Source organism: Stieleria marina (assembly GCA_007741555.1).
Taxonomy (GTDB): domain Bacteria; phylum Planctomycetota; class Planctomycetia; order Pirellulales; family Pirellulaceae; genus K23-9.
In genome coordinates this window covers 4,570,173-4,596,205 of record CP036526.1, presented here as the reverse complement: position 1 = coordinate 4,596,205, position 26,033 = coordinate 4,570,173, and the positions used below count along the sequence as shown (strand labels likewise).

Genomic DNA, 26,033 nt, shown 5'->3' with positions numbered 1-26,033 from the left:
CCAAAACGCACTTTTTCGCGTATCTGGCGGCCGTCTACGTTCGTCTTGACCGCAGCGGCAATGTGTCGCCCGATGAACACGGCTAGGGCGACACCACACATGTTGCCGGGCCAATCTACTACACTGGCGGTGCTTAACGTTTGCAGCTTTGATTCAGACGTCCCGCCCTCTCCAGTTAGCGACAATACCGATCATGAAACTCCCGCAGCCTTCCCAACTGACACGACGCAAATTCGTAGCTTCAGCCACCACCGTCGCGGCGACGGCCGGCGTTTGGAGCGAATTGCCTGCTCAAGAATCCAATTCACCCAACGAAAAAATCAACTTGATCTGCGTTGGCACCGCCAACCGCGCTGCGGCCGACGTCGACGGTGTCAAATCACAAAACATCATTGCGTTTTGTGACGTCGACAGTCGCTATCTGGACGTCGCACTCAGCAAGCACAAAGACGCACGCGGCTATGCGGACTACCGCGAAATGATCGACACCGAATCCAGTAAAGCTGATGGGATCGTGGTCGCGACAGCTGACCACAACCACGCACCGGCAACGATGCGAGCCATCAACGCAGGACTGCACTGTTACTGCGAAAAACCGTTGACCCACACGGTGCAAGAAGCGCGGATGATTGCCGAGGCGGCCAAAAAGAAAGGCGTCGTGACTCAGATGGGGACGCAAATTCACGCCGGCGACAACTACCGTCGTGTGGTCGAGATCATCCGCTCGGGCGCGATCGGCGATGTGACCGATGTCCACGTCTGGGTTGGCAAAGTTTGGGGCGGTGGCGAACTTCCCGAAAAAGGCGAAACGCCACCTGCTAATTTGAACTGGGATCTCTGGTTGGGCCCCGCTCCGGTGCGTCCGTACGCGGCAGGCCGATACCACCCTGCATCTTGGCGTCGTTGGTGGGCTTTTGGGCAAGGCACGCTGGGCGACATGGGTTGCCACTACATGGACTTGCCGTTCTGGGCATTGGATTTGCGTCATCCAACTTCATGCGAAGCCGAGGGCCCCGAGGTTCATCCCGAAACGTGTCCCGAAGGTTTGATTGTGAAGTACCAATTCCCGCAGCGTCAGGGACACGTCGGCCAGTTGCCGCCCGTGTCGTTGACTTGGTACGACGGCAAGAAGGTGCCGCGCGAAGTCGCTGGCGAAAAAGTTCCTAACAGCGGCGTGATGTTTGTCGGCAGCAAGGGACACCTGTTTTCGACGTACGGAAGTTACAAGTTGTTCCCGCGAGACAAGTTCTCCAACTTCCAAGCACCGGAGCAGTCGATCCCTAATTCGATCGGACACCACGCGGAGTGGATCAAAGCGTGCAAAGACGGTTCGCCGACGACTTGCAACTTCGATTACTCGGGAGCACTGACCGAGACGGTTCTGCTGGGCAATGTCGCGTATCGCGTTGGCAAAAAGATCCAGTGGGACGCCAAGACGCTGACATCGCCAAATTGCCCGGAAGCGGCTCAGTACATCAGCAAAGAATACCGTGCTGGATGGGAAGTGAACCCAGCGGTCTAAGATCGCTTGCTTGTTTTAGACAAGCAAAGTGGGGGCCCGAACAGGGCCAGTCACTTTATGAAGCTGATCTAATTTTTAGCGGAACGGCGCGAGCCGTCCGGTGCGGAAGCAATCGTATGGCTTGTGCTATACCGCTAAAACAATACTGCTCTCTCCAGAAAAAGATTCGCCCCGTAGTACCAAACGCAGCGTAGCCGAAGTCGGATGACTTCGGCTACTCGTTGGGCGATGGTTTTGATCTGCGATTGGATTTAGCCATTCGCGTCGGCGTTTACGCGGCGACTTTTTGTTTCGATGACACCATCATCTCGATGGTCCGTTTTAGTTCGCTGGGGTCGACGCGGACGTCGGACCAATGAGCTGATTTGCTGGCGTCGTCTTTGTCCGCCAACATGTAGTAGTAGTCAAGCTGCGCGGCGGACGCTAACCCCCAGAAACAACCTTGGCCGGTTTCGTAGCGTTCGCGAATTTCAAGGACCGACGATCCCGGTCGCATGGCAAACATGTTGGCCAGTCCCGAGCCGTGGTTGGAGATCAAAAACTCCGTCGACAGCATCGTGGCAATCTGTTCTTCCCAGGTCATGTTCTCGGCCACCACACGGTGAAAGCCATGACGCTTCAGGATCGGCAAAATGTCTTGTTCGTTGGCGATTCGGCGTCGTGTTGCGATCGCGCGGCTCACGTAAACGCGGCTCGATGATCGCCTTGCGAGGTGCCCCGATGGTCGACCGGCAAGTGCGCCAAAGAAACGCCCAAATCGATCTCGCAACCGACCAATCATCTCAGGGTCATGGCTACCAGTTCCAGCCAAATGGCACGGCAAAATGAAGTCGCGGCACGTCAGTTTTTCGAATCGATTCAGGATCCGTGTTTCCTTCAGTCCAAACGCTTTCAGGCTTTCCAGAAAGTATCCGTGACGTCGAAACTTGTACGGCAGGACCAATGTCAGTTCGTTTGCTGGATAGTGCTGCAGCGCTAATTCCAATCGCGGCAGCGCGTCGCAAATCCAGTGAAAGTAGCCGCAACTCCAATTGTCGGTGATCCAAACAACTGGCGAATCAATCGTGCGACTGCGGCCAATTTGTCGTTCCAGAGCCGCGCGGTAGTGGCCGCCTTTCTGTTTCCAGATGTCCATGTGGTTGGGAGCCACGAACGATTCGGCCAGGTAGTCGTCATGCTGTCGCAGGGGACCACGTCCGACAGCGGTGACGTCGCTCAGGCGGAGCACGCGCTGTTCGGCCAGTTTGGTTTTGATCGACGGAGGGAAAATGTGCCGATCGCGAGCGTTAACGTTGATGGGCGGTGTGACAGCAATGCACCGCGAATCTTTTCCAATCAATTCCATTGTTTGATCCCGCAAAAAATACGCTGAAAAGAGGTTTGAAGAGACCTGCACACTTATCAAAAATGCATCGGATTCGTCAAGCGATTCGCTCGGTATCGAGCGTCTTGCCAAAAACAAATCGCCCCGTCAGGCAGTCGTCAAGGGTTAGGCAGTCGCCATGTAAAGGGCGTTGTAGACGCCGATCGATTGTTTGTCGTTGACGTAGTCCGTGTAAAAACTGACCAGTCGATATCCGTGTTTGGCCAGCGCCGCATTGACCGGAAAGAGTGTGCCGTTTTGAGTGTTGTCGGATTCGGGGCAGTAGAATTCAAAGAGCACAAAACCGATCCGCTTTTGAGCCAGCATCTTTTCGGCTCCGCGGATGGTTCGCAGGTCGGCACCCTCTGTGTCGGTTTTCAAAACGTCGACTCGGTTGATGTCGTGTTCTTCGCAAACCGAATCAAGCGTGCGCAATTGAATGGTTTCGGTGTGCTGAAACGAACTGCACTCCGGTGACATGATCGGTGTGTGGTCACACGTCGACGCCAGCACACTGGCACCGTAGACATTGATTTTGGCTTCGCCGTTGACGTCGCTCAAGCCGTAAACAAAGCACTGCACGTTGGGAAGATGACACGTGTTCTTCTTCAATTCTGCAAACGTCGACGGAACGGGCTCGAACGAAAAAATCTTGGTCGCGTCAGTGCGTTCGGAAAGTTTACGAGCGGTCTGGCCAATGTTGGCGCCCACATCAAAGACAGTGTCCAGCGAAGTGAATTGCGGATTCCAGCCTTCGCTAGCGATTCGGGTCGCATCGTCCAGCCAATCGACGCCAAGTCGTTTGGTACGCAGCAAGCGATAGCCGGTCGTGTTTTTGATGCGGTGGCTGATCCGTTTGGCAAAACTCTTGGCGACGGCGTGCACGACGATTCCATCCTTGGAAAGTGCGTAGATTTCAAAAGCCAGCGACAGTGCTCCAGGCCCATTCACCACATTTAGCGTGAAACCCAATCCAGAGCAATGCCGACTCCCGAAACCAAAATGCTGTCAAATATGGGCGTCGCAAGTAACCGACGATTGACGCACGAAAAACGAGCGGCCCCAACAAAAGCCAACGCAAAGTCGGCCACCAAGAAGCAAACGTTTTCCCGACCAATCGCAGGCGCATCATGTCCGCCAAAGCAACCGCTCGCAACGATGTAAATATGCCAGCGCGAAAGGGCTCTTACGAAATAACGGAATGCCATTGGCCACGGACCGAAGCTTAGAGGTTTGATACCACGGGTGTGCTCTCGACGCTCGTTCCTTGTGACTGCCTCTTCTGACTACATGTACACGTGCTCAATCGGCTTTCTTTGAAGCAAACATTCGTTCGACGGTTTGGATCATACTGTTGTGACGTCATGCCGTTCGCGTGATCTCCCTGAATCATTTTGCAGTTACAAGCCAAGGCACACGAATTCGCGATGAGACAGCAGCCAACGAATCACTCACCTGTTCCCTTGAATCGTCGGCGATTGCTAGTTGCTTCGGCGGCCGCTGGTGGAATGTTGTTGCCAGGGATCGACCGGTCTTGGGCAGCTACGAATGAGGTCAAGTCGACCGATCATTTCTGGTATCGAATGGCACCCGATGGCCCCTACATTGATTCGCAGCGAGACAACAAAGCGTTTGCCTTTGGGATGGGCAAAGTCTTTCTGTCGGAAGACAACGGGCAGAGCTGGACGCATGACGCGATCTTTCGCGACGCAGACAACATCACGTGGAGTTGTATCCTAAAGGACGGAAACATTCTGTTCGCAACGCGGACGCGTCTGTTTCTCAGTACCGACAATCTAAGTACTTTGAAGCAGATCGTTGTCAAAGACACCGACGGCAGCGACTACGTTCCCCACCGTCCCATCGATTCTGAGAATCCTGGTTGGTACTTTCATTCGCTCGATGGCGTTCACACCTGGGACGTGGACGGATCCGAAATGCTGGTTTGGGGCAACTACTGCAACGTTTTGGGCGGTGCCGTTCCGGTCAACATTTACTATTCGACGGATCAAGGTCAGACCGTCAAGATCGCGTACTCTTTCGGGCAGAACGCCAATTTTCAACAACCCGGTGGCAAGCCGAGCGATCTGCTGGGCAACCCGGACAATCCCGTTATTTGCCGGCACGTTCACAGTGTTGCATTCAATGCTGCTGAAAATGCGTTCTACGCTTGCACGGGCGACCACGATCGTACGGCTCCCGATGGCAGCAACCAGCAAGAATGTCATTGGTTGCGAGGCACGTATGACGGCGCCAATGATGCTTGGGATTGGAAGGTGCTGGTTTCGGTCAATTCCAATTCACGATTCAAATCCGGCGGCATCAACTTTGTCGACGGACAGCTTTACTGGGCGGCCGATGCGAACGGAAAGAATGGCACGATGCCTCATGATCGCGGCATCTTTCGCTGCGCTCCGGCCGATTTGGCGGACACGACGAAACACGAACAACTGTTCAATCCGCAGTACGAATCGGCCAACATGATCATCCAAGACGATGTGATTCTGTCGGCACACTACGCGCCCGCATCGCCCTATGCGACGGGCATCATCTACTCGCCTGACAGGGGCAAGACCTGGGCGCAATATGACTTGAAAGAGTTCGGCAACCGCAGTGGCATCCGGTTTCACAAGAAGAATTCAGACGAATGGTTTCGCGTCGACCTGAGAAAGGGCTGGATCGAACGCGGCGAAGTGTTGTTCATCAAACCGAAAGCCAACTAGCGACGCCGAGCGTCTACCATTTGTAATTGCGAACGGGTGACAGCTTGTCATCGGTGATTTGTCAAGCTGAAAGTCGATCCCGCTATTTATTCCTCAACACGATTAGTGATTGCGACCCGATGGATCATAAACTCAGACGGCAGACCGGTTTTGTATTTGCCTCCCTTCTGGTCCTCGTGATGTTTGCGTTGGGGTGGTCGGCAAACGCGATCGCTCAAGACGAAGTTGTTACGTTTGAATCGGTGCCGGACCAGCGCGAAACGATCAGCAGCGATGAACCGTTGGCGATCGAATTTTCGGCAAAGCAGGCGGCGATCTATTTGGATCGATCGTCGCTGACGTGGCAGAAAGAGAAGAAGTGCGTGACGTGTCATACGAACATGCCCTACATGTTTGCGCGTCCGGCGCTCGCGTCGGTGCTAAAGGATTCCGGGGAAGTACGCAAATTTTTTCAGCAGTACTCGACCGTTCGCTGGAAAACCAAAGGGCCCTCGGAAAAGCAAGGGTTCTGGCCGATCGTGGTCGGGGCAGGGCTGGCGTTTAATGATGCTCAGACGACAGGCAAACTGAGCCCGGTTGCTCGCGACGTTTTGGATTTGTTGTGGACCGTGCAGCGAGACGATGGCGGATGGAAGTGGCCGCATTGTGATTATGCCCCCATGGAAATCGACGACCACTTTGGAGTAACGCTGGCTGCACTTGCCGTCGGGATCGCTCCGGACGGGTACGCCGAAACGGAGTCTGCCAAAGCAGGCTTGGTGAATTTACGCAGGTATCTGAAAAATCATCCGCCTCAGTCACTTCACCACCGAGCGATGATCGCGTGGTGTTCCAAGCGTATCGCTGACATTGCAAGCGATGGCGATCGGGCAAAAACACTGCACGAACTTTTAGCGTTACAGCTCCCCGATGGCGGTTGGTCGACCGCGGGATTTCTGTCTGATTGGAAGGGGTTGGAGCGAGGCGATGGTGAGCCATTGGACACGCAGACGAGTGACGCCTACGGCACGGGATTGGTCATCGTCATCAGCCGCGAATTGGGGGTCCCCGCCAGCGACCAGCGTTTGCAAAAGGGCATCGAGTGGTTGCTTGCCAATCAACGCCAAAGTGGCAAATGGTTTACGCGTTCGCCGGTCAACGATGCGGGCAATCTGATCTCCAACACGGGCAGCGCCTACGCGATCCTGGCGCTGCAGAGCTGCTGTCGGCTTCCTGGTTGGCCATTTGCTCCGTCCGACAACGTGCTCGCGGTGGAGTAGTTGGCCCCTCACTCCGCGTGATCGTCAGCGTGATGGCCGGAGAACTTTCAATGATCCGTCGGCCCCGAATTTTGACTGGGTGCCAAAGTCGGCGATGTAGAGAATGCCGGTCTGTTTGTCCTGGGTGATATCCAGGGGACCGTCGAATGTCAGTTTGCCCTGGCCGGAACGCAAGCTGGTGATACTGATCGGAAGGCCGTCGTCGCCGAGTCGGATCGCGGATATCTTTTTGGCCGAAAAAAAACAGCTCAGCAGGCAACCCGAAAGTGGATGCTTTGTTGCCGGTTGATATTCGATCATTCCGTTTGCACTGGTGCCTCCGTGTTGCCAGATTTCGTACATCAGCTCGGCCGCGAATCCTTCGTCCGGCTGTGTGCCGACAGGGTAGTCAGGGATTTCGTAACGGTCCTTTTGCGCAGTTGGATTTCCACCGTGCAAAACGTACTGGCCGCGCGACGGATTGGGAAATCCGTAGTGGCGGCCGCGTTTGAGAAGAAACAGACTTTCGTGGTCGGGCGTGGTTCCCTTGATCAACAAATTTTGGTTGCCGGGAAGATGCGGTGCGTTGGGAACTCCGTCTTGCGGGCCTGTTCGATCGTTGATGTTAGTCGCCGTGTAGAGGTGCCCATTGGAGTGCGAAGTGATTTCCAACGCATTTCGCACTCCGGTTGCATATATCTTTACCGGAGAATCCTTTGCCGAAGGATCGATCCCTGAACTTGGATGGACGTCCAGCGGAGCATCGATAGCACGGTAGTTGTATTCAAGGATGCAGGCCGATAGCGGTTGTTCAGGGTTGCCCCAATTGGGCGGTCCGCCCGAGCTGCTGGTCGACCCGACTGTCTGGTAGAGTTTTCCGTCGCGAAACACGAGCCCGTTGGGTTGATGCGGCAGCGTATCAAAACCGCCCTGGCGTTCTCGGCCGTGTGGCAAACCCGACACGATGGTCGTCTCGTGGATCGTGTCGCCCAATTGCATGCGGACAATCGTGCCGGTGAAATAAAAGCGATCGTCACGCTGCGCTTTGCGATGGGAGAAGCTGGCCCACAAAATCAAATTGTCGGCTGTCGCATCTGGATCCCATTCCAAATCGATGTACTGCCGACTTTCGTTTGGGTCACTCAACAAGACGGTTCGGTTCTGCGGGAACCCTTGGTCGTCAATGTCCCAGCGAACCAGATGGCCAAAAGCATCCGCCGCATACAAGCGACGGTCCGGCCCAAACAGAATCGTGGTCATCGAGCGCGTTTCATCGAACGTTTGCAGATTGAATGTCGGCTGAGCGGACTCGGTAGCAGAATTCAGGCCCGTTGTGAATTGCCGCGAAAACACCGTCAACGCTTGACCGTCCTGTGACATCGTGCCGTTTGATCCTTGGCACGTGTACTTCGTCAATGGTTTCAAGTCGTTTCGCGGCACAAGCGTGATCGACGCATTGGTCAGGTCCGTCGATCTTCGACACGGTACCTCGGTGCCATCCGCTGCAATCAGTTTCAGAGATTTCAGCGTATCCGGGTTCACTGGCTGGTTGAAACGCAGACTGATCGCAACGCCCGTCGACACGTTCGTTGCATTCTCAGAAGGGAACCCCGCAGCCAACCGAAATTCTGTTCGAGATGTATCATTGTCTTGCGATTCCGCCGTACCCGATAGGAGCAGCACATCGGGCACCAGCAGCATCGCGATCACCCATCCGAATCGGGCGGGCATACCGAACACAACAGAGAAGTGCGATCGATCAGGTGCAATCGACATCATCAGATTCCGGTTTTCGATAGGTGCATCAAGCGTCTGGCTTTGGCATCGCAGAGATGAAAGACGCTAAAGACGTTTGCACCATTCTACCCACTGAGAAACACAAGCTGGGCCTCTCCAGACCGACAAGGCTCGCAGCATCTCGCTCGTTGGCGAGTTCCATCCATGCCGCCTGATTGACGCGTGATCATTGGTTTGGGGCAGCGTATGACACCACAATCCAGCCCGAGATCGCGTAGCTTAAATCTGACTCAGAGCTTGGGGGAACATACAGATCGAACGATTTGTTTAGCGATTCTCGCTTTTGTGGGGTGTTTGCATTGGGGGTCAGAGCCGAACCGGAAATGTTTGTCAAAAGGAACCCGCTGTTTGTTTCGGTCACGCCGTGGTCGTAGGATCCGACGTACAAGTCGGGTTTGGGGGCACGCGGCGGCAAGCCTAGGAAGCCGTCCAACCCGTCGTCTTCAAAGGCACTGACCGCAAATTTCAGATCGGGTGAATGCACGTTGTCTGCCGACAATACGTTTGTAATTCCCGCGGGCATCAGGGCCAAGTTCGTTCCGCTGTGGATGCTGACAAGCGGTGTGCCAAAAGCATCCCAAGCATTTCCGGATTCGTTGAAATTGGCGTCCTTGGAACCCAGGATGAAGTTGAAGAAGAACTCCCCAGCGGAAAGTTCATCGGAGTCGTCCAGCATGTAGATGTTTTCGACAAAGCACGTCACGTTCTTTTGAAGCGTCGTTCTTTGGAATTCATGCGTGTGCAGGTCGACAGGAAGGGGATCGATCGGCAACTGGTAAATCTGAAAACGATAGTCGCTGTCGGGCGACAGATTCTCTACCAGCAGTTTGTGTTTCTTGCCATTGGCCGTCATCCGGCTGCCAGCGACACCGGTCGATCTGTTCGTCCACAGCACCAATCCACGCACAGCATGAGTGGTTTTGAACTGCAATTCGATAAATGTTCCGCCGACCATGGTCTGGACGTCTTCAATCTTGCTTGGCCCGAGGATCGGAGGGCGAGGAGGAACCTGGCCAATGATTCGTCGGATTTTGTAGGTGGAGGAGCGCCCGTACTCTTGCGTCCATCCGCTGGCACCGACCAAGCAGACGATTGCTGGCAGCATGATGATTCGTAACATGGTCTTATCCTGCGTGTGAGTTTTTGTCGCTGGACCGCGTGGTCCAGCACTACACGACGGATTGCTTCCTGTCCCCCAAGCCGGTCAACCTTTCTTTTGATCAACGACAGTGGAAGCTGGTGATCGAAACATCAGGCCAGTGATTTGTACGGTGCTAGGCCCAGATGTTTTGCCAACGCGGAAATTTGATACGAAAACGCTATCGCGTTGTTGGGTGTGTGAAATTGGCATCCGCCGACCCGCGATGACGGGTCGGCTGGCATTTTCCGGAAGGCGAACGCCGGTGGGCTACCCTTCCATTTTGGCCGACCCAGGTTCTGGCTGGGAGTTCAGCTGTTCGTCCGTGATATTCATTTCGGGGTGTTGGTCAATGTAGGATTGCATCGCGCTGCTATCAGTGGGAACCGATGCCACATCGGGGCCGCAACCGGTGATGGAGAATGCCATGGCGATGGCAAGTGGAATGAAATTTTGCATGTCGGTCAGTCTTTGTTTAGAAAGTTGAAAAGCTAAGGGGCAGTCGAGTGAGGGACCGATAACGGATCACTCAAAGTCTTGGATGACTTCGCTAGCAGCACGAGTTCCCAAGGCTCCCCACAGACCGTAGGGGCTACGGCTTCCCGCGGTTGACTGAGGGTCATTGTGAGCTGCGTGAATGCCGACTTGCCCGCGATGCGGATCACCTGCTTCGATCGAATCGGAGACGAACTTGACAGCACCGTCGCCCATCAAGACATGGACGCCGCCTTGGTGGCGACTGCTTGGTGGGGCAACGACAATCGAGTAATAGAAGTTGTTGCCGCAAAGCTCCGAGTTGGGAGGCAGGATCGTCATCATTTGCGTGTAGATGGGAAGCAGCGATGCCCACTTCATTCCACGGCGTTCTTCGGCGCTGCCGGTCAAGCGATTCGGTGAGGGATCTTGAGCCCAAAACATGGGGCGCTCGGGATCCAGGCTGAGTCGGCAGTCCATGTTGCCACCGGCGCTGATGATGTTTTGAGCCATGTTGTCGGCGAGGTGAGTCCGTCGATCGCGGTCACCTAAGTCCGTGATGATTTCGCCCGCAAAGATCGTGTTGGACAAACCGTCCAGCACATCGCGGAACTTGGACCTTAACTGAACCGCAAACGCGCCCCGCTGGGACGCTTGCACTCGGGAGTACATCGGCGGATTCCCACCGCTTTGTGTCGCACCGGTCAAGCGATTGAGTGCACCGCCAAACCCGGCGTCGCAAGAATCACCAGTGCAAAGGGCATAGTTTGTACGGCCAGGTGCGGGCAAGCCGATGCCGGGGTCACTGGGGCACCGCAACGTGGGGATGTTTGTTAACCACGGATCGTAGTTGCCCCAGGTCAGGTGGGCTGACAACGGCATGCCAGGCCAAGGGCCCATGGGGTTGTAGACCCGAACTCCGCCCGAGCTGTCTTCAGTTTGAAACGGATTGCTAATCTGCGACCACAAACCTTGCTGTTCAAAGAAGGGAGTCAGCGGAACCAATGCCGAGAGTTCCAACCGGTCGTTGCCTCGCTGTCCACTTTCGTGACGACCTTGGTGAGTCCCTTTGGTGCCGCCGCCGTGGATAGGAAGCTGTTTGTACGCGGAATGGTAGTTGTGAATCGCCAGTCCAATTTGCTTGAAATTGTTGCTGCAACTCATTCGTCTAGCTGCTTCGCGTGCTGCTTGAACCGCAGGCAAAAGCAGCCCCACGAGAATGCCGATGATGGCGATGACTACAAGTAGTTCGACCAGTGTGAACGCACTGCGGGGGCGGACCTGGTTTTTCGTCGTGAACTTCATTTGACTCTGTGCTGAATGTGAGGAAGAGAGTGGCGGCGGAGTCCCCCGTCGCCGATAAGATCGTTCCTGACAAGTCAGTAGCAAGCCGAAAGCCAATTCGCATCGAAGCACGTTTGCTTAACATCGCGCGTGGCTTGGGCGCAGCTGTTGGGACGGAATCGTTTCCCTTGGAACGTTCCCATGTACATTTGCACTAAGTAAACAAAGCGAGAAAACTTAAGCAAATTTCTATTTTTTGATTCAAGTGTTTCTCAACCGCACTCTGAACGATGGTCAGAGTCAGCATCGGAAGCTGAAGGTTGCCCGGCGGTTGCGCAAACTGCGCGTTTGATAAGCAGATTGAATGCGAAGGGAACGGTACGCCATACGCGATTGAAGTGACTTCGTCCCTACCGGGAGTGTTGCCGGTGAAAGAGAAACACGGCGTCGTTGAAGAGCAACGGCGGGCATTGTTTGCGGCGCCGCTTAGCGGGCGAGTCGTTCTTCAAATTCGAGCATCGATGACGAATAGATGATCACATGTTGGAACTTCTTGACCGCTTCGAACTTGGAAATGCGGAGATAGCGGGCGTAAACATCAAAGTCACCGCAAGTGGCGAGATAATCCAAATCCATTTCACGACCGGCTTCATGCTGAGCCACACACTTCAAGATGATATCGCGATTCAAAGTGGCTTTGAATTCGGCCAGCAGCGATGGGTCGCGTGTGGCCACTACGTCGGTGTTGGTCGAAAACATTGGGTTCTGCGATGCGCCAAAGCCCGCATTACTGTTCGAGCGATACGCGGTCGTGTAGTACGCCAGCGACGATGTGGTAAGGACACAGACGACGATAATCAGTGGACGCATGCGAGTTCTTTCGTTCGATTGATTGACAACTTTCCTCAATCGAACCCTAGGTCAACTCAGCCACGAAAGGCCGCTCGCAGACGACTTTGCATCGCCGGAGCAAATGAACACGTCGCTATAATCGATCCCCACCGTTTAACCCTTTTTCAGCCCCTAGTTGAAGCAGAAAGCCGTTTCGCGTTTGCGAAACGGCTCGCGGGCGACCAGGGATCTGATCGTTCGGCTGGTGGGTTGTGCTGTTGGTGGGTTGTGCTGTGGGATCGCATCAAGCGTTGGCAGCGGCCCAGGCGGCGAAATTGGTGACCGTATCGTCGTCGCGGTTGCCCAGTGGCAAACTGGTTTGGACGAATTCGCCGACATCGCGCAGGTCGGCAATTGAATCGACGATCACGTCGGGGCCGAATGCAAACTGATTCAAGTCTTCTTTGCGCGTCCCTCCCGAAAGCGTCAGCACGGTGCGGTAACCCATCTGAACGCCGCCCAGAATATCCGTGTCCATGGTGTCGCCGACCATGACGGTTTGCGACGTCGCCAGCCCCAGTTCTTTGCGAGCCGCCCGCATCATGATGGGACTGGGTTTTCCCACGCTAAACGCTTTGCGGCCCGTCACGGCTTCCAGGTAGGCAACGGTTGCGCCGCATCCTGGTCGCGTTCCATTCTTGGTCGGACAACTAGGGTCCAAGTTCGTGGCAATCAGCTTGGCGCCACCCAGGATCATATCCACTGCCGATTCCAACGCGTTGAGCGTGATGGTGCGACCTTCGCCGACGACGACAAAATCAGGCGAGTGATCGACGATCGAAAAACCATTTTGGTGCATCGCTTGAAGCAGGCCGCCTTCGCCTATCACGTAGGCGGTTCCGTTGGGTTTCAATTTGGCAAGAAACCGGGCCGTTGCCATTGCGCATGTGAAGATGTGTGATTCTTCGACATGGATACCCATCCGTTGAAGTTTTGTCTGAACATCCCGGCGCGTTCGCTGACTGTTGTTGGTCAAGAAGAGGAAGGGGATGCCTTGGCGGAGAAGCACGTCAATGAACTGGTCCGCACCAGGGATCAGTTCGCTGCCGCGGTAAATGACGCCATCCATGTCGATCAAGAAGCCCGTTTTCATAAGTTTACTGCGAGAGGTTCGTGTGTTGAAAACTTGTTTGGCAGGGATTTGCCAAGCTTGAGTTTCCGAGCCAGATGCATGTTTCGTACCAAGGACGCAAGGGAGGATTCGCGCCCGCTGAGAGTCAGCACGGTCCGACTGGTGACCACGCGCAAGACGCCGAGGCAAATCTTGCTCATCTACGTTGCAGGGTGCTCATGTCTTTTGCATCTGGCGTTGATCCGTGCATCACCGCGGGATGCGAAGTTCCCCCAGGGCTGTTGGCTCGTCCTAGTGAGGCCACGATCCGTAGAGGGCTGGCTCGGGTTTTTCAGCAATACGGGGCTGGCCGGCGTCGTTGGAAAAAAGTGATTTGCCCCGGCGACATTCTCCAGTCAGTTGATTGAAGGGGGGGCGTACTGTGATGAGTCGCGGTGATGGAGTCGCGATCGTGTAAGTCACTGGGTGTGACCCAGCAACGCGATGGACCTTTGTTTGTGGTAAAAAAGACCGTCTTGCGTTTGATTAGGATTCGCCGTTTTCCCCCAGCGACATCGAATATGAATATCGGTCATCGTTTCACTGCGCCTCGCCGCTGCGTTTGTCTCGGTTTTACTTTGGTCGAAGTGATCGTGGTGATGGGCGTCGTTGGAATCTTGGTGGGGCTGTTGCTGCCCGCCGTGCAGGCGGCCCGTGAAGCAGCAAGGCGTTGCAACTGTAGCCAGCAGTTGGCGCAAGTCGGGCTGGCGATCCACAACTACCACAGCGCGCATGACCAGTTGCCCAACTATGGCGATGGCAGCAAGGGAGCGGCGACGAACTGGTGGAGTGCTCACACGGATTCAAACGGTTGGCGGCTGAGTTATTTGGTAGGGCTGACACCGTTCATGGAACAGCAAGGATTGTGGGAAAAGATCCATCAGTCAGGCACGCCGTCGTTTGCCGCCGGTAGTCCTGCCGCCGGTTTCCCCGGCAAAGCGGCGGATTACAAGTGGCCAGTCATGGGACCGACGCCGGATCAGGCTTACTTTGGACCTTGGGCGACCGAAATTCCCACGCTTCGGTGTCCCAGTGATCCGGAAGTCAGTTCCACTTTGGGGCTGACCAACTACGCCGCGTGTTTGGGCGATTCATCGGTCTGGACCATGCGAGGTCACCACATCATGTGGATGCCCGGTGACGATCAGACTCCCGCGGGCGACGCCGTGAATGGACCTCCCAACGGCAGCGATGGAACACCCAACTTGGCAAGTTGGGCCAGCCAATCGCGAGCGGCTCAGCGCGGTGTTTTTGTGACTCACCACCGGCAACGTTTCGACGATGTCACCGACGGGCTTTCCAACACGATCATGGGAGGCGAAATCATCACGCGCGATTCCGGCGCGTCTTTGACCAACAAACCCAATTTGGCCAAACCACCGTTCAGTTTGCGAGACGATCCGACATCGTGTTCATCGATGGCGTTTACCGGTGTTGGGGCACAAGGGTTGGTCAGTTCCATTGTGGGGCCGTCGCCACGCCGCGGTTACTGTTGGGCTGATTTTCATGCTGCGGCGACTGGATTTCACACGATTCTGCCGCCCGGTGGTGGGAGCTGCATGGGACAAGCGGTGGGCGAAACGGGCGTGTTCACCGCTCACAGCAATCACCAGGGGGGGGCTCACGTTTTGATGTGCGATGGCGCGGTTGTGTTTATGACGCAATCGATCGAGCACAGCCAAGACAGCGGTCACGGGATGGTGTATCTCGGAGGCCAGCGAGAGCAGGCGGCGAAATCGAAAAGTCCGTTCGGATTGTGGGGAGCACTGGGAACTCGTGCGTCGGGCGAAAGCGTCGTGGAACAGTTGAATTGGTAAAAACACAGTGACTGGGGTTTCATCGCCAGCGTGATGCGAACGGAGGGCTCAGAAAAGCGACCCCCTTCGCGAACAATTTTGGCTCGGCTATCATCTAAATCTGTCGTTTGTCGAACTTCGAACCACAGAGAAATAATGTCTGATTCCGCCACCCCCAAGTCTGCCAAATTGCCTCCTGCAAAACTGGCTTTGGAAGACGGAACCGTCTATACCGGTGAGTCCTTTGGCGCCGAGGGCGAAGTGACCGGCGAAGTCGTGTTTAACACGGCCATGACCGGTTACCAAGAAATCTTGACGGACCCGAGCTATCGCGGCCAAATTGTCACGATGACGTATCCCGAAATCGGAAACTACGGCGTCAATTCCATCGACGTCGAACACGAATCACCTTCGTTGGCCGGATTTGTGGTTCGCCAAGTCAGCCGCCTGTACAGCAACTATCGCGCGGAAGACGACTTGGGTTCTTATCTCAAGAAAAACAACTTGATCGGCATCGCCGGTATCGACACGCGAGCTCTGGTGCGTCGGATTCGCACCGAAGGCGCGATGCGAGGCGTGCTGTCGACGACGGACCTGTCGGACGAAAGTTTGATCGCCAAAGCCAAAGCCGCGCCCAGTTTGGTCGGACGGGATATCGTTCGGGAAGTCATGCCAAAAGCACCCGTGCAGTGGAATACTCGGTTGGACGATTGGACCGAGATCCATATCGGCCAAGTCGACACGCCCGATTCGGGCAACCATGTGGTTTGCATGGATTTTGGCATGAAGTGGAACATCCCGCGACATTTTGCATCGCGTGGGAATCAGGTAACCATCGTGCCGGGTGATACGTCAGCAGAAGAGATTCTGAAGCTGAATCCCGACGGCGTGTTTTTGTCCAACGGACCGGGTGACCCCGAGCCGCTGGACTACGCGCACAAAACGATTGCCGAATTGATCGGTCAGAAACCCATCTTTGGTATCTGCCTGGGCCACCAGCTGCTAGCTCTGGCCTGCGGAGCGACCACGTTCAAATTGAAATTCGGTCACCGCGGGGTAAACCAACCAGTGATGGACTATCAAACGGGCAAAGTCGAAATCACGACGCAAAATCACGGATTCGCGGTCGACGAAAAATCGTTGCCGGATTGTCTGGAAGTGACGCACCGAAACTTAAACGACGACACCGTCGCGGGCGTGCGTCACAAAACCGAAAATGCGTTTGGTGTGCAGTATCACCCCGAAGCAGCCTCGGGACCTCATGACAGCCACTACTTGTTCCAACGTTTTCAAGAACAGCTCGGCACGGTCGCGTCCTGAATTGAGTTCAGACCGATTTGAGTTTCTGTTCGTCGGAGGTGTTTTGTCTCGCGTAAGACCAGTTGCCGAGTTCCGTCACTCGGCGCGGCCGAATGTGGGATCAATCGTCGTCCTGGTCGTTGCTACCTCGGCGACGGACGCGGCGAACATTGACTGCCGCTAGGCTGGTTTGCAGATCGACGCCAAGGTCATCGGCGAGTTGTTGGATCAACGTCAACGGGCTGTTGGCTTGGATGTCGTCCAGTTCGTCCAACCGATTCTTGACGTGAATGCGATCCAGTGATTCTGGCATCACCGGCCACGCTTTTTGGTACCAACTTGCCGCGCGATTCAGGAGTGCTTGGCGATACACTCCGTTGCGAATGCCTTCGGACAATCGCCACCACGCATCACCGATCGCGACTTGGTCGTAGAACGTTTGAGCACCGGCCAGGTCACGCGTGGCAAGTTCTTGAAGCGACTTTGGACCACCTATGGCGACCAACGGTAGTCCTGTGTCCCAGTCGCCTTTGATAAAACACAAAAAGCGACCAAACGTGGCGGCGTCATCGACTCGATCGGGATCGTCGCGATAGTTTGCCAACCCAACGGACGCTTTGTCGTATTCGCGTTGGGCGGACGACAAGAGAACACGCAATCGATTCAGCGATTTCATCATCTCGTCGTCTGGCTCTTGGTCAAGCAAGCGATACGAGTGCCGTGCCAGTGCGGACGCGCGAACATAATCATCGTCGCTGATCGCGGCAAAAATTACCGCCACCGAACGACGGACAAATTCATCTCCGTCGACGTCCTCCGGCTCACGGCGAGTCGTTGATTCGGCAAACCGAAGCAGTGCGGACATGTTTTCTTCGTAAGCGTCGATCTCAAAACGTGACACACGCTGATCAATCGCTCGTAGGATAGGTTGCAGTTCGCCAGCTTCGCTGCTCAGATGGATGGCGGCTTGCTGTAACGCATACGCGCCTGAAGCGTCTTTGGTCATGTCGATTGATATGTCTAACATTTCGTCGGCAAGTTGGCTTTTCTCATCGTCCTTCTTTGCTTGGACAATCTTGTCCCGAAAGATCTCGCGCAGTCGGCTTTGAGCTTTAGCCAAGTCGCCGGCGATCGGCAGTTTTTCGCGTGCCCTCAATTCGGCAGTCGGAATAGGGCGGCCTGGCACGTCGGAAATACTCGAAAGCATCGAAGCTTGAGCGTCGTCCCTGTTTTCGGCTGAACCCTCAGCTGAATTATCTGCCGCCGAAGCCACCGTCGGTTCGGCCAATGGGATGTCACGGTGGACTTCGCCTGCGCGTTGCCCGTCGCCGGCATCGAATGTCAAAGCATTGAAAATCTGCTGGTTCGATAATCCGTTGGCTAATAAGACGGTCCAACCATTGGCCCAGACAGCAAAGGTGCCATCACCACGCAGCGCTCCCAGATCGTTCTTGACGTTGATCCCGTTGCTAGGCGTGTAGTCGGCTGGTTTGGTCCATTCGACTGCCAGATTGTCGTTGACTTCCAGCAACATAATCGTGTTTTCCGAACCGTCTTCCTGGTCCACGTCATGGCGTTTGCGGGCCTTGCCTTTTTCAAACATAAAGGTCGATGCGACTGGCAGTTGATAGTTTGTCTTTACATCGTATCGTTCTGGCGAAATGAATTCGTCGGGGATGTATTGCAGTAGCGTTTGATTCGGTTCGTAGTTCCAAGGTCGCGTTGGGTCAAACTTCTTGTACAGATCGGCGTAGCCCAAATACGGTAGCAATTCGACTCGCCAAGAAAGTGTTGAAACGCCGCTTTTCGTTTTGACTGCCGAAGCCGGAAAGTAGCCCTTGTCGGAATGGAATTTTTGCAGTGCGTCAGCAATCTTTCGCAAATTTTCGGCCGACTGTTTTCGCCGGCTGTCCTTGTCTGATTCGCCTTTGGGTTTGCGTTCGCTGATCGGTTCGATGGCAAGTTCGCTCAGCGTATCGAGCACGTCGACTGGTTTTTCTTTTTGCGGAACCAAGGCGATGGTTTGGTCGATCAGCTTCGATGCGATTTGCCTTGCGGGGGCAGTCGTCGCCGGAGGATTGATCGATTCGGATTGTGAATCACCATCCGATGGTTTGTTGTCGACCGGCATTTTGTCGGCAGCCTTTTCATCATCGCGGCCACGGCTACGCATTGCAGCCCGCATCATCAAGTCTTCGGTGCTGGGGCCACCGCAACCGATCACCGTCGATAAGAATAGCAACCCAATGGCCGAGTATTTTCGAGTCATCGTCAACAGAATCCTTGATGCAAAAGCGAAAGCGTGGGAAGAGAAGGAACTGCTTGCCAGCGTCAGCTCCTTTCGAACCGAACGAGCCAAAGTCGTGCGAAAATTGTGAGGGCTCAATGGGGAGATCATGGCAAGGTGCGGTGCTAGCTGGTCAACACGTGGCGGACCCAACCGTGGCATCGAGTCGTGCCACCGACGATCCAGGTTTGAATAACAGTGGGAGCGTCGCGGTCGTCCTGAGCTTTGGAGACTGACCGCTCCAGTCGTTGACGGAGACTTTCGTACTTGATTTCGATCTCGGAAAAAACCGCCGCGGGATGCTGGATCGATGCCGGATTTAGCTTGAGGATTTCGGCGTCAGTCAGCGTTTTCTTGGTTTCCCGAGCGATGGTTTTGGTCAACTCATCGCCGGCGTGCTCAAACGTCCAAACGGCACAACTTCGGGCGGAGACAATGATGGCGGACGTGCTAGTCGCTCCGCTGTCCACGATGGCAATTGCGTCGTCGTGTTCATCGTCCTTCGATTTCAGTTGATCGGCAAATTCGTACGCGACAAAGTTGGCCAACGCGATTGGATCGGATTGAACTCCGGCAACTTGAAGATTTGCGGTATCGAATCGATTGACTTGTTTTTGGATCGAAGCGTTTCGGGCCACGGCAATGGTTGCCGGCCGTCCTTTGGTTTCATCGTCCGGCATTGGTGATAACCAGCGCACAATTCCCAGCTCTGAGGCGTCCACTGGAATCATTCGCGATACCTCTTGGTCCAACGCTTCTGCCGCTACCTTGTCTTTCAAGGGCGGCAGCTTGACCAGACGGTTGACGATTTCTGGTGCTGATAGATTGGTCCAGATCGGCGAATCGGCAAGCATGTCCGCGTGCAGCTGCGCAAATTTCTGCAGGCCTTGTACGCTCTTGTCTGGCGTTGCTTGGTCCTGCTTGGCAGATCCGGTTTGGTCGTCCGTCGGAGCGTCGAAAACATCGGTGTAGATGTTTTGGATGGACAGTCCGTCGGGAGTGTCGACTAACTGCACGGCTCGCAAACCCGTCGTGCCCAAATCAATGCCCCAGGCTGATTTTGATTTCTTGCGCGTCAGCGAACTGAGCAGTCCTTTCTTGCTGGGCAGAAAACTATCGCTTATTCGCGATTTGCCCATGCCTTGGATGGCCAAGCCAATTGCAATGCAAAACCCCGAAGGGTTTTTCAGCATTTGCAGTCGGAGTTCATCTGACACGTTGATACGCGTGACTTGTCCCAGCATGCCAATTTCGCCACCCATCCAGCTGCTCGCGTTGCCTTTCCACCGATTCAGTGCGTGCGGTAGTTGGGGTGTTTTTCGGATCGTGGCGGCGAGGTCTTTGACGCGTTTCTTGCTTTCATCAGTGTCGGTTTGCTTGGCCAATCGGACAGCCAAGCGGCCAAGTCCGACGGTTGCGAACGGTTCGCGGTCGACTTCTGAAACGATCCAACGAAGATCGGTGATTCGTTCGACCAGTGTGTCAAATTCTTCGTCGCGTTGGCAGTCAGGAATGGCGTCCAAGCAGTCCGCCGCTGAATCAAAATCATGCAGGGCAAACCGCTTCTCCGCCGACGCGAACAATCGCTTTGCGACCTTGGGGGCGATTTTTTGATAATTGGGATTCTCCGGTGCCAGTGAAAGCAGGCGGTTTACCAAATGGCCTAGTAGTTTCCAATTACTTGCCTTCATCGCTGCTTGCAGTTCAGCATTGAGCGACATCAGTTGCTCGATCGTGGACCGGCTGTGCTGCAGAAGCTTGGCGGAATCATCGGAAAGTAACTGCTTGGGAAGTTTCTCAAGACAAGCGATGACGCGTTCGTGATCACTTGCTTCGGCGGCGGCTTTCGCTTGATCTTGGAGTTGCGCGACGTCCGCAGCGGTTCGCTCTCGCAGATGGATCACTCGTTGCAGGACTTGCTCGGCCTTTTCGATCGATTCGGACAAGCGATAGTCGTCGGTTTTGATCACGCTACGCAGTATCTGAATGGCTTGGTCGTGATCATTTTCCTTGACCAATGCCACCGATTTTGCGATTTGTGAATTGTTGTTCTCGCGTTTTGCATTCAGCGATTCGTCCAAATCGGCACCGCATGATCCGCAGAATCGCTGAGTCAGCATGACGGTTGCGTTGCACGATACGCACGGCTCGTAGAGCGATTGACCACAGCCAGCACAGAATTTGGATTCCTTGGTGTTGGTCGTCTGACACGATCCACATTGATTGGTGTTGGCTGCTGCGCTGGATGCTGCGGTGCCACGGTCCGGAAGCGTTTGGTCGGTAGACATGGTTCAGAATGTTTGCTTTTCTATTTGGACACGTCGGTTAACGAATCTTTGCAAACCGCTTCGTGCGAATTACACGAACGATTGGTTTGCCGGCTGGAAACCGTCGCCAGATTTCGACGTTTACAAGTCGCAGACGACACCACGAAGCGGAAACCAGTTCGAGTATTGGTCGGAGTTTGGATCACCCACTTGGACGTATCCATGCTGATCATCGGAATGGAAAACCACTCGTGGGCAATCTTTGGGAATCGTGATGGTCAGTCGGTAGGAACCTTGGCGTTGCTCGGGAGCGATCGACACTTTCAGTTCTTTGGGTTCCCAGTCCAGCACTTCGACGGTGTGGTTGCTCAGACTGCGAGCTTGAACGTTGACGTGAAAGCTACGCTCGGTTCCTTTTGGCATCGTGCCCAGAACGAGGCCTTCTTGGTTGTGCAGCAACGGGCTAACAAAGCCGATTGGCGGGCGCACTTTTCCGGACGCCGGAATCGTGCGAATCACGGTGTCGTCGCCGTTGCGGGGGTCGATCGTGACCTGCAATTCTTCGTCGAATGAACCATAGGAAATGCGCTGGCTTTTGACGGTGACTTTCCACGCGGCGCGGGCTTGTGCGTCGCCCAAGTTGGCGTCGTCCACGGAAAATGGTTCGACCGACCAAGTGAATGCGTTCAGATCGCTCGTGATGTTTTCGACTGAAAAATCGGGCCAGAGTTGGCTGTAGATCAGGAAGTCGGCTTTGGAGTATTCCCCCAGATTACAGCGTGACATGGGTAGTTTTGCAGGTAAGACCAGCTCCGCTTTGACCGTTCCAAGCACGCTTAGCGAAAGCATCTTTTTGCGTGGGTCATTCGTCATCAACGTGACCGATTGCTTGTAGTCGTCGTCTTTGTAGCCCGTGTTCCAAGTCAAAGTGACCTGGGTGTTGTCGCCTGGATCGACAAACTTTTGTCGCAATTTGCCCACGGTGCACTTGCAAGTTGAATCGTAGACGTCCAGCTCCAACGGGGAATCGCCATCGTTGTAGACGGTGAACGAATGGCTGGCGGTGGAGTGTGGATCAAGGAGTCCAAAGTCGTGAGTCGATGCTGATACTCGGGCGACAGGTTTGGCACCGGGGGCACGTGCGGCTTGCTCCTGTTGGACGAGGTGTTCGACCTTGCGGTCGTATTTTTCTCGGAGATGATCGGGCACACCAAAAGGTTTGTAGGTAACTGCCGACGTGATGCCCAGCGAAGCGGCTGCAAAGCAGGCGGCTCCCGCGAGACTTCCCAACAGTACTCTGGACAATCGTTTCATAAATCTAAATCAAAGAGGTGTTTTGGTTGCATGCCAATGGGAAATGCACCCTCGCAGTGGTAGCGACTGCAAGGGTGCGTCGAAGGTACTTCTAAAAGGAGACGTCGATTACTCGAACTTGCCTTTGAAGTACATGTCGTTCAGGACAACACCGGCGAAGAACTTGTCGCGTGGCATTTCCAGCGTGTCGTCGGCATAACCAACGGCCGAGATTTCGTCGTCGGTCAACCCGTTGACGCCGAAACCAGGATTCAAGAATCCGTCTCGGTTGGCATCGTTGAAGACTTGAACGTGGCCGTCAGCCATCAGGATGTTGCAAGCACCTGCGTGAACGGCGAACCAGTCACGCGTGTCTTGGGCGTACACGCCGTTGCCGCTTGTGGCGGTTCCGGTTGGTGTGGGACATCCCGATGTCGTTGGCTCGCCTCGTTCGCATGCCAACTGGGCTTGCAAGGAAACGCCAGCTCCAATCAGGTTCAGGGTCTTGCTGGTGTCGTCCCAGTAAGCTGGTCCATCGTTGAACGCTTCGGTCAACAGAGCACCGGCACCGATGTATTCGGCTTTGTCAGCTTTGCCTTGAGCAAACACGCCTGCTCCGTCGTGGCTGATCGTTTGCGACAAAATCGCTTCGTCGATGTCGCCGGGCGATGCACAACCAATCATGCCCACGTTGCTGGAACTGATTCGTGATCGTTCTAGCATGTTGGCGGTTAGAGGGCCCGTTGATCCGCCGAGACCCTTGAAACCACCGCCTGCGGCAGTAATCAAGCTGACTGGGGTGGTTGTTGCGTTGACGTCGGTTTTGACCATTCCGCGGACCATGTGCCAGCTAGCGGCATAGTTGGTGTTGTAGCCACCGGTCAGAAAGTAACGCGAAACCAATTCGGCACGTTCGATCGTGTCGATGTCCGTCGATGCAAACGTGGTACCCGTTCCGGTGCCGGTAACGCCTTTCCAATTGTCTTTGCCACACAGTCCCGCGTTCAGACGAGTCAGGGGGGCGGCGTCTTTTGCGTCGGTGGTGTCTTTCCCGAGCAAGTCATTCAATTTTTCGCTACCACGCAGTGGGTTACTGGGGTCAAGCGATTCGTTCATGTTGCCGTCGCCAACGTTGACCACGTCAGCTACCCAGCCGTAAGTATCCATGCATCCATCGCGACGAAAATCGCTGGCACCCGAACAGTAGGCACTGCTGGGCGTACGGCTGCTGTATTTGAACAGAGCCACCCCGATGTTTTTCAGGTTGGCTTGGCACTGGGCTGTTCTGGCAGCTTCGCGTGCTTTGGTGATAGCGGGCAACAACAGTGCGGCCAGCAGGGCGATAATGGCGATGACCACTACCAATTCGATCAGTGTGAAACCTTGTTTTCGCATGCGCGACATGGTCAGATTCTCTCAATTTTGCCTCGACGGAGTTTTCGTTTTCCGTCAAGATGGGAAGTAACAGGTGGAGCTGTGTGGTGATGATCTGCTAGCGAGATTCGCTAGAACGTGCTTTTCGTTGCACCGAAAAGCAGCGTTCGATTTTCGCCACACGCTCCGCTCATAAAAAAACGATTGCTTTTGCGTTGGGTCATCTGACCCGACAGTGGATTGAACAAAGTTGTCGAAGCGGGTTCGGACCGCTTTCAACGGTTGCCCCGGTGGGCAGCGGGTGTTTGAAGACAAGTTCCTTGGATGAGTCTGGGAAAAGAAAAGATTGGTCGATGTTCTGGTCGATGTTTTACGTGGTTAGCCGCCTTCGCCCTTGGAGTACAGCGAATAGAAACTGGCCAATTTCATGCGGCCGGCTTCAATGTCCGGCGAAGTCCAGTACAGCCCCGTCGTGGATGCCGACGACGGATCAAACCCGTTGTTGATGTAGCCATCGCGATTGTCGTCGGACAGCCGTTGCACGCTTCCATCGGCCATCAGCACATTGGCGACGCCATCATGGAGCGGTGCGATGCCGCGGTAGTCTTGGCGAGTGTCGTAGTTCCACACTTTGGTCCAGCCGTTGGCGCCGGTTTGTGAGTGACCCGACGCAAACGAAGGCGATTTCAAGTAGTAAGTGCTCGGGGCATCGACGGTTCCGTCAGCATCGGTGTCGATTTTGTGTCGGCTGCCGATTGGTCCGCCAACCATCGAACGGGCGTACATGGATCCGCCGGCGATGTCGCCCATCGTGGCGGACACGAAACCGGCTGGCCACGAATCACACAGCAACGGAATCGTGCTGGCAGGTGCTTTGGCGGTGCCAAGTGCTTTTAGCGTTAGTGGACCTTTGGTGACATTGCGACCGAGTGGATCCAGATTCGGACAGCTGGTTTTGGGATTGGGGTTGCCGCTTTGGTTCAGATCCAAGCCGCCGCGAACCAAGAACCAGGTCGCTGCGAAATTGGTGTTGTAGCCTTCTTGCAACATTTTGGAATCAATCAAGGCCACGCGTTCGGGCGATCCGGTCGCCAGCGCTTCGTCATGAACGGTCCAGGCGATGTTCTTGATGGTTCGACCCGTCGCACTTTGATACGGCTGGTCACCAAGTCGATCGATGCAGACGACGTTGCTGGATTTGAATAGGTCAAAACTGGAAACCGGAGCAGCCAGGACTTGTTCGACCGCCGCGCTAGTACGGCATTCGCTGCTGGGGCACATCATTTCGCTAGGCAGCACACCATCGTTGACCAAGTCCGCGACCCAACCGGTCTCCGTGGGGACGCCGTCACGTAGAAAGTCAAAGTTGCCCGTGCAAAACTGTTTGTCAGGCATCCGGGTCGCACGTCGCAGCATGCTGATGCCAAAATCCTTCAGATTACTGCTGCACTGAATGGCTCGTGCAGCCCCGCGAGCTTTGGTGATCGCTGGTAGCAGCAGTGAAGCCAGCAGACCGATGATGGAAATCACCACCAGCATTTCGACCAACGTGAATGCACGCTGAAATCGGTTGCCGACTGCGCGTTTTTGAAGAGACATCCGTTGGTTTTCTCTTAGTTTGGGAAATCCATCAGCAAGGATCCGCGAGCCGTTCCGTCTTGTCGTCAACGTAAGGTTGTGAACTCAGTCGCCGGTGGAGCCTTGCTGTGATGATTGTGATTAAAGCAACTGATTGCGAAGCTGAGACAGGAAGTCTGTTAGCATCTGGTTAAAGTTGCTCGGCAGTCTTTACCGTCGCGAAATAGGGCGACGGTCATGGCGTTGTGTCATCGCATCACTTTGTGGGTGACGCCAATCCATGACGGGTTTCGCGTGCAGGAAAAGCGTTTCGCAAATGCGACACGCAGAGTTATTGCAAGCGTTTGTGCGAATGCAATGTTTGCTCGCAAAGAACACATCAGGCCTTCATCGGTTCTTCAAAAACGGCGCTGAAGTGGCTGGGGGCGCGAAGAAGTCGCGCAAGAAGTGTTAAGAAAGGGTTGGCAGTGGCGACGGTGTGCGCATAAAAAAAGCGAAAGCCACTCGACCGTTTCCCCCCGGAATGATCGAGCACTTTCGCTTTGAGATGTGATTGATTCGGCGACGCTCGGTCATCAACACCGGCTCCCAACAGAGC

Annotated in this window: 18 protein-coding genes; 5 read left to right on the top strand and 13 right to left on the bottom strand. The window is 54.9% G+C overall.

What is annotated here, in order from left to right; all coding sequences use genetic code 11:
- Window positions 1-193 precede the first annotated feature (193 nt).
- Window positions 194-1,522 (top strand): Gfo/Idh/MocA family protein, encoded by a 1,329-nt coding sequence (locus K239x_RS16325; protein ID WP_145419305.1) that lies wholly within the window; start codon window positions 194-196, stop codon window positions 1,520-1,522.
- 271 nt (window positions 1,523-1,793) lie between these two features.
- Here K239x_RS16325 and K239x_RS16320 read toward each other — a convergent pair whose 3' ends face one another.
- Together K239x_RS16320 and K239x_RS16315 are read right to left on the bottom strand one after the other, a co-directional pair.
- Window positions 1,794-2,867: a glycosyltransferase family 61 protein gene (locus K239x_RS16320; protein WP_145419304.1), complete on the bottom strand. Its 1,074-nt coding sequence runs from the start codon at window positions 2,865-2,867 to the stop codon at window positions 1,794-1,796.
- Window positions 2,868-3,011: 144 nt separating this feature from the next.
- Window positions 3,012-3,836 (bottom strand): FkbM family methyltransferase, encoded by an 825-nt coding sequence (locus K239x_RS16315; protein WP_419189036.1) that lies wholly within the window; start codon window positions 3,834-3,836, stop codon window positions 3,012-3,014.
- Between the two features lie 476 nt (window positions 3,837-4,312).
- Between K239x_RS16315 and K239x_RS16310 the strand changes: the two genes are divergently transcribed.
- The gene (locus K239x_RS16310) at window positions 4,313-5,608 is read left to right on the top strand and encodes a hypothetical protein (RefSeq protein WP_145419302.1); all 1,296 of its coding nucleotides are present in this window, start codon (window positions 4,313-4,315) and stop codon (window positions 5,606-5,608) included.
- A 119-nt stretch (window positions 5,609-5,727) separates the two neighbouring features.
- Window positions 5,728-6,867, top strand: a complete 1,140-nt coding sequence (locus K239x_RS16305) for a prenyltransferase/squalene oxidase repeat-containing protein (RefSeq protein WP_419189035.1) — start codon at window positions 5,728-5,730, stop codon at window positions 6,865-6,867.
- A gap of 24 nt (window positions 6,868-6,891) precedes the next feature.
- On the opposite strand, the gene K239x_RS16300 is transcribed toward K239x_RS16305, so the two are convergent.
- The 6 genes from K239x_RS16300 to K239x_RS16275 form a co-directional block, all read right to left on the bottom strand.
- On the bottom strand, window positions 6,892-8,625 hold the full coding sequence (locus tag K239x_RS16300; protein WP_145419301.1) for a PQQ-dependent sugar dehydrogenase: 1,734 nt from the start codon (window positions 8,623-8,625) through the stop codon (window positions 6,892-6,894).
- Between the two features lie 184 nt (window positions 8,626-8,809).
- Window positions 8,810-9,763, bottom strand: coding sequence for a hypothetical protein (locus tag K239x_RS16295; RefSeq protein WP_145419300.1), 954 nt, complete (start codon window positions 9,761-9,763; stop codon window positions 8,810-8,812).
- 288 nt (window positions 9,764-10,051) lie between these two features.
- Window positions 10,052-10,240, bottom strand: coding sequence for a hypothetical protein (locus tag K239x_RS16290; RefSeq protein ID WP_145419299.1), 189 nt, complete (start codon window positions 10,238-10,240; stop codon window positions 10,052-10,054).
- Between the two features lie 66 nt (window positions 10,241-10,306).
- Window positions 10,307-11,560, bottom strand: coding sequence for a DUF1559 domain-containing protein (locus K239x_RS16285; RefSeq protein ID WP_145419298.1), 1,254 nt, complete (start codon window positions 11,558-11,560; stop codon window positions 10,307-10,309).
- 465 nt (window positions 11,561-12,025) lie between these two features.
- Window positions 12,026-12,409 carry a hypothetical protein gene (locus K239x_RS16280; RefSeq protein WP_145419297.1) on the bottom strand — a complete coding sequence of 128 codons (384 nt, stop codon included), beginning with the start codon at window positions 12,407-12,409 and terminating at the stop codon, window positions 12,026-12,028.
- 265 nt (window positions 12,410-12,674) lie between these two features.
- Window positions 12,675-13,523, bottom strand: coding sequence for an HAD-IIA family hydrolase (locus K239x_RS16275; protein ID WP_145419296.1), 849 nt, complete (start codon window positions 13,521-13,523; stop codon window positions 12,675-12,677).
- Window positions 13,524-14,062: 539 nt separating this feature from the next.
- Between K239x_RS16275 and K239x_RS16270 the strand changes: the two genes are divergently transcribed.
- Together K239x_RS16270 and carA are read left to right on the top strand one after the other, a co-directional pair.
- On the top strand, window positions 14,063-15,358 hold the full coding sequence (locus K239x_RS16270) for a DUF1559 domain-containing protein (protein WP_145419295.1): 1,296 nt from the start codon (window positions 14,063-14,065) through the stop codon (window positions 15,356-15,358).
- 135 nt (window positions 15,359-15,493) lie between these two features.
- Window positions 15,494-16,657 carry a glutamine-hydrolyzing carbamoyl-phosphate synthase small subunit gene (gene carA, locus K239x_RS16265; protein ID WP_145419294.1) on the top strand — a complete coding sequence of 388 codons (1,164 nt, stop codon included), beginning with the start codon at window positions 15,494-15,496 and terminating at the stop codon, window positions 16,655-16,657.
- 100 nt (window positions 16,658-16,757) lie between these two features.
- Here carA and K239x_RS16260 read toward each other — a convergent pair whose 3' ends face one another.
- From K239x_RS16260 to K239x_RS16240, 5 genes are all read right to left on the bottom strand, one after another.
- Complete coding sequence (locus K239x_RS16260; RefSeq protein WP_419189034.1) at window positions 16,758-18,905, bottom strand: DUF1559 family PulG-like putative transporter; 2,148 nt, start codon at window positions 18,903-18,905, stop codon at window positions 16,758-16,760.
- A gap of 143 nt (window positions 18,906-19,048) precedes the next feature.
- Window positions 19,049-21,211: a double zinc ribbon domain-containing protein gene (locus tag K239x_RS16255; RefSeq protein WP_145419292.1), complete on the bottom strand. Its 2,163-nt coding sequence runs from the start codon at window positions 21,209-21,211 to the stop codon at window positions 19,049-19,051.
- A 120-nt stretch (window positions 21,212-21,331) separates the two neighbouring features.
- A complete protein-coding gene (locus tag K239x_RS16250; RefSeq protein WP_145419291.1) occupies window positions 21,332-22,504 on the bottom strand; it encodes a DUF1573 domain-containing protein in 1,173 nt (390 codons plus the stop codon).
- Window positions 22,505-22,612: 108 nt separating this feature from the next.
- Window positions 22,613-23,887: a DUF1559 family PulG-like putative transporter gene (locus tag K239x_RS16245; RefSeq protein ID WP_419189033.1), complete on the bottom strand. Its 1,275-nt coding sequence runs from the start codon at window positions 23,885-23,887 to the stop codon at window positions 22,613-22,615.
- A gap of 348 nt (window positions 23,888-24,235) precedes the next feature.
- Window positions 24,236-25,456 (bottom strand): DUF1559 family PulG-like putative transporter, encoded by a 1,221-nt coding sequence (locus tag K239x_RS16240; protein ID WP_145419290.1) that lies wholly within the window; start codon window positions 25,454-25,456, stop codon window positions 24,236-24,238.
- Between the last annotated feature and the right edge of the window lie 577 nt (window positions 25,457-26,033).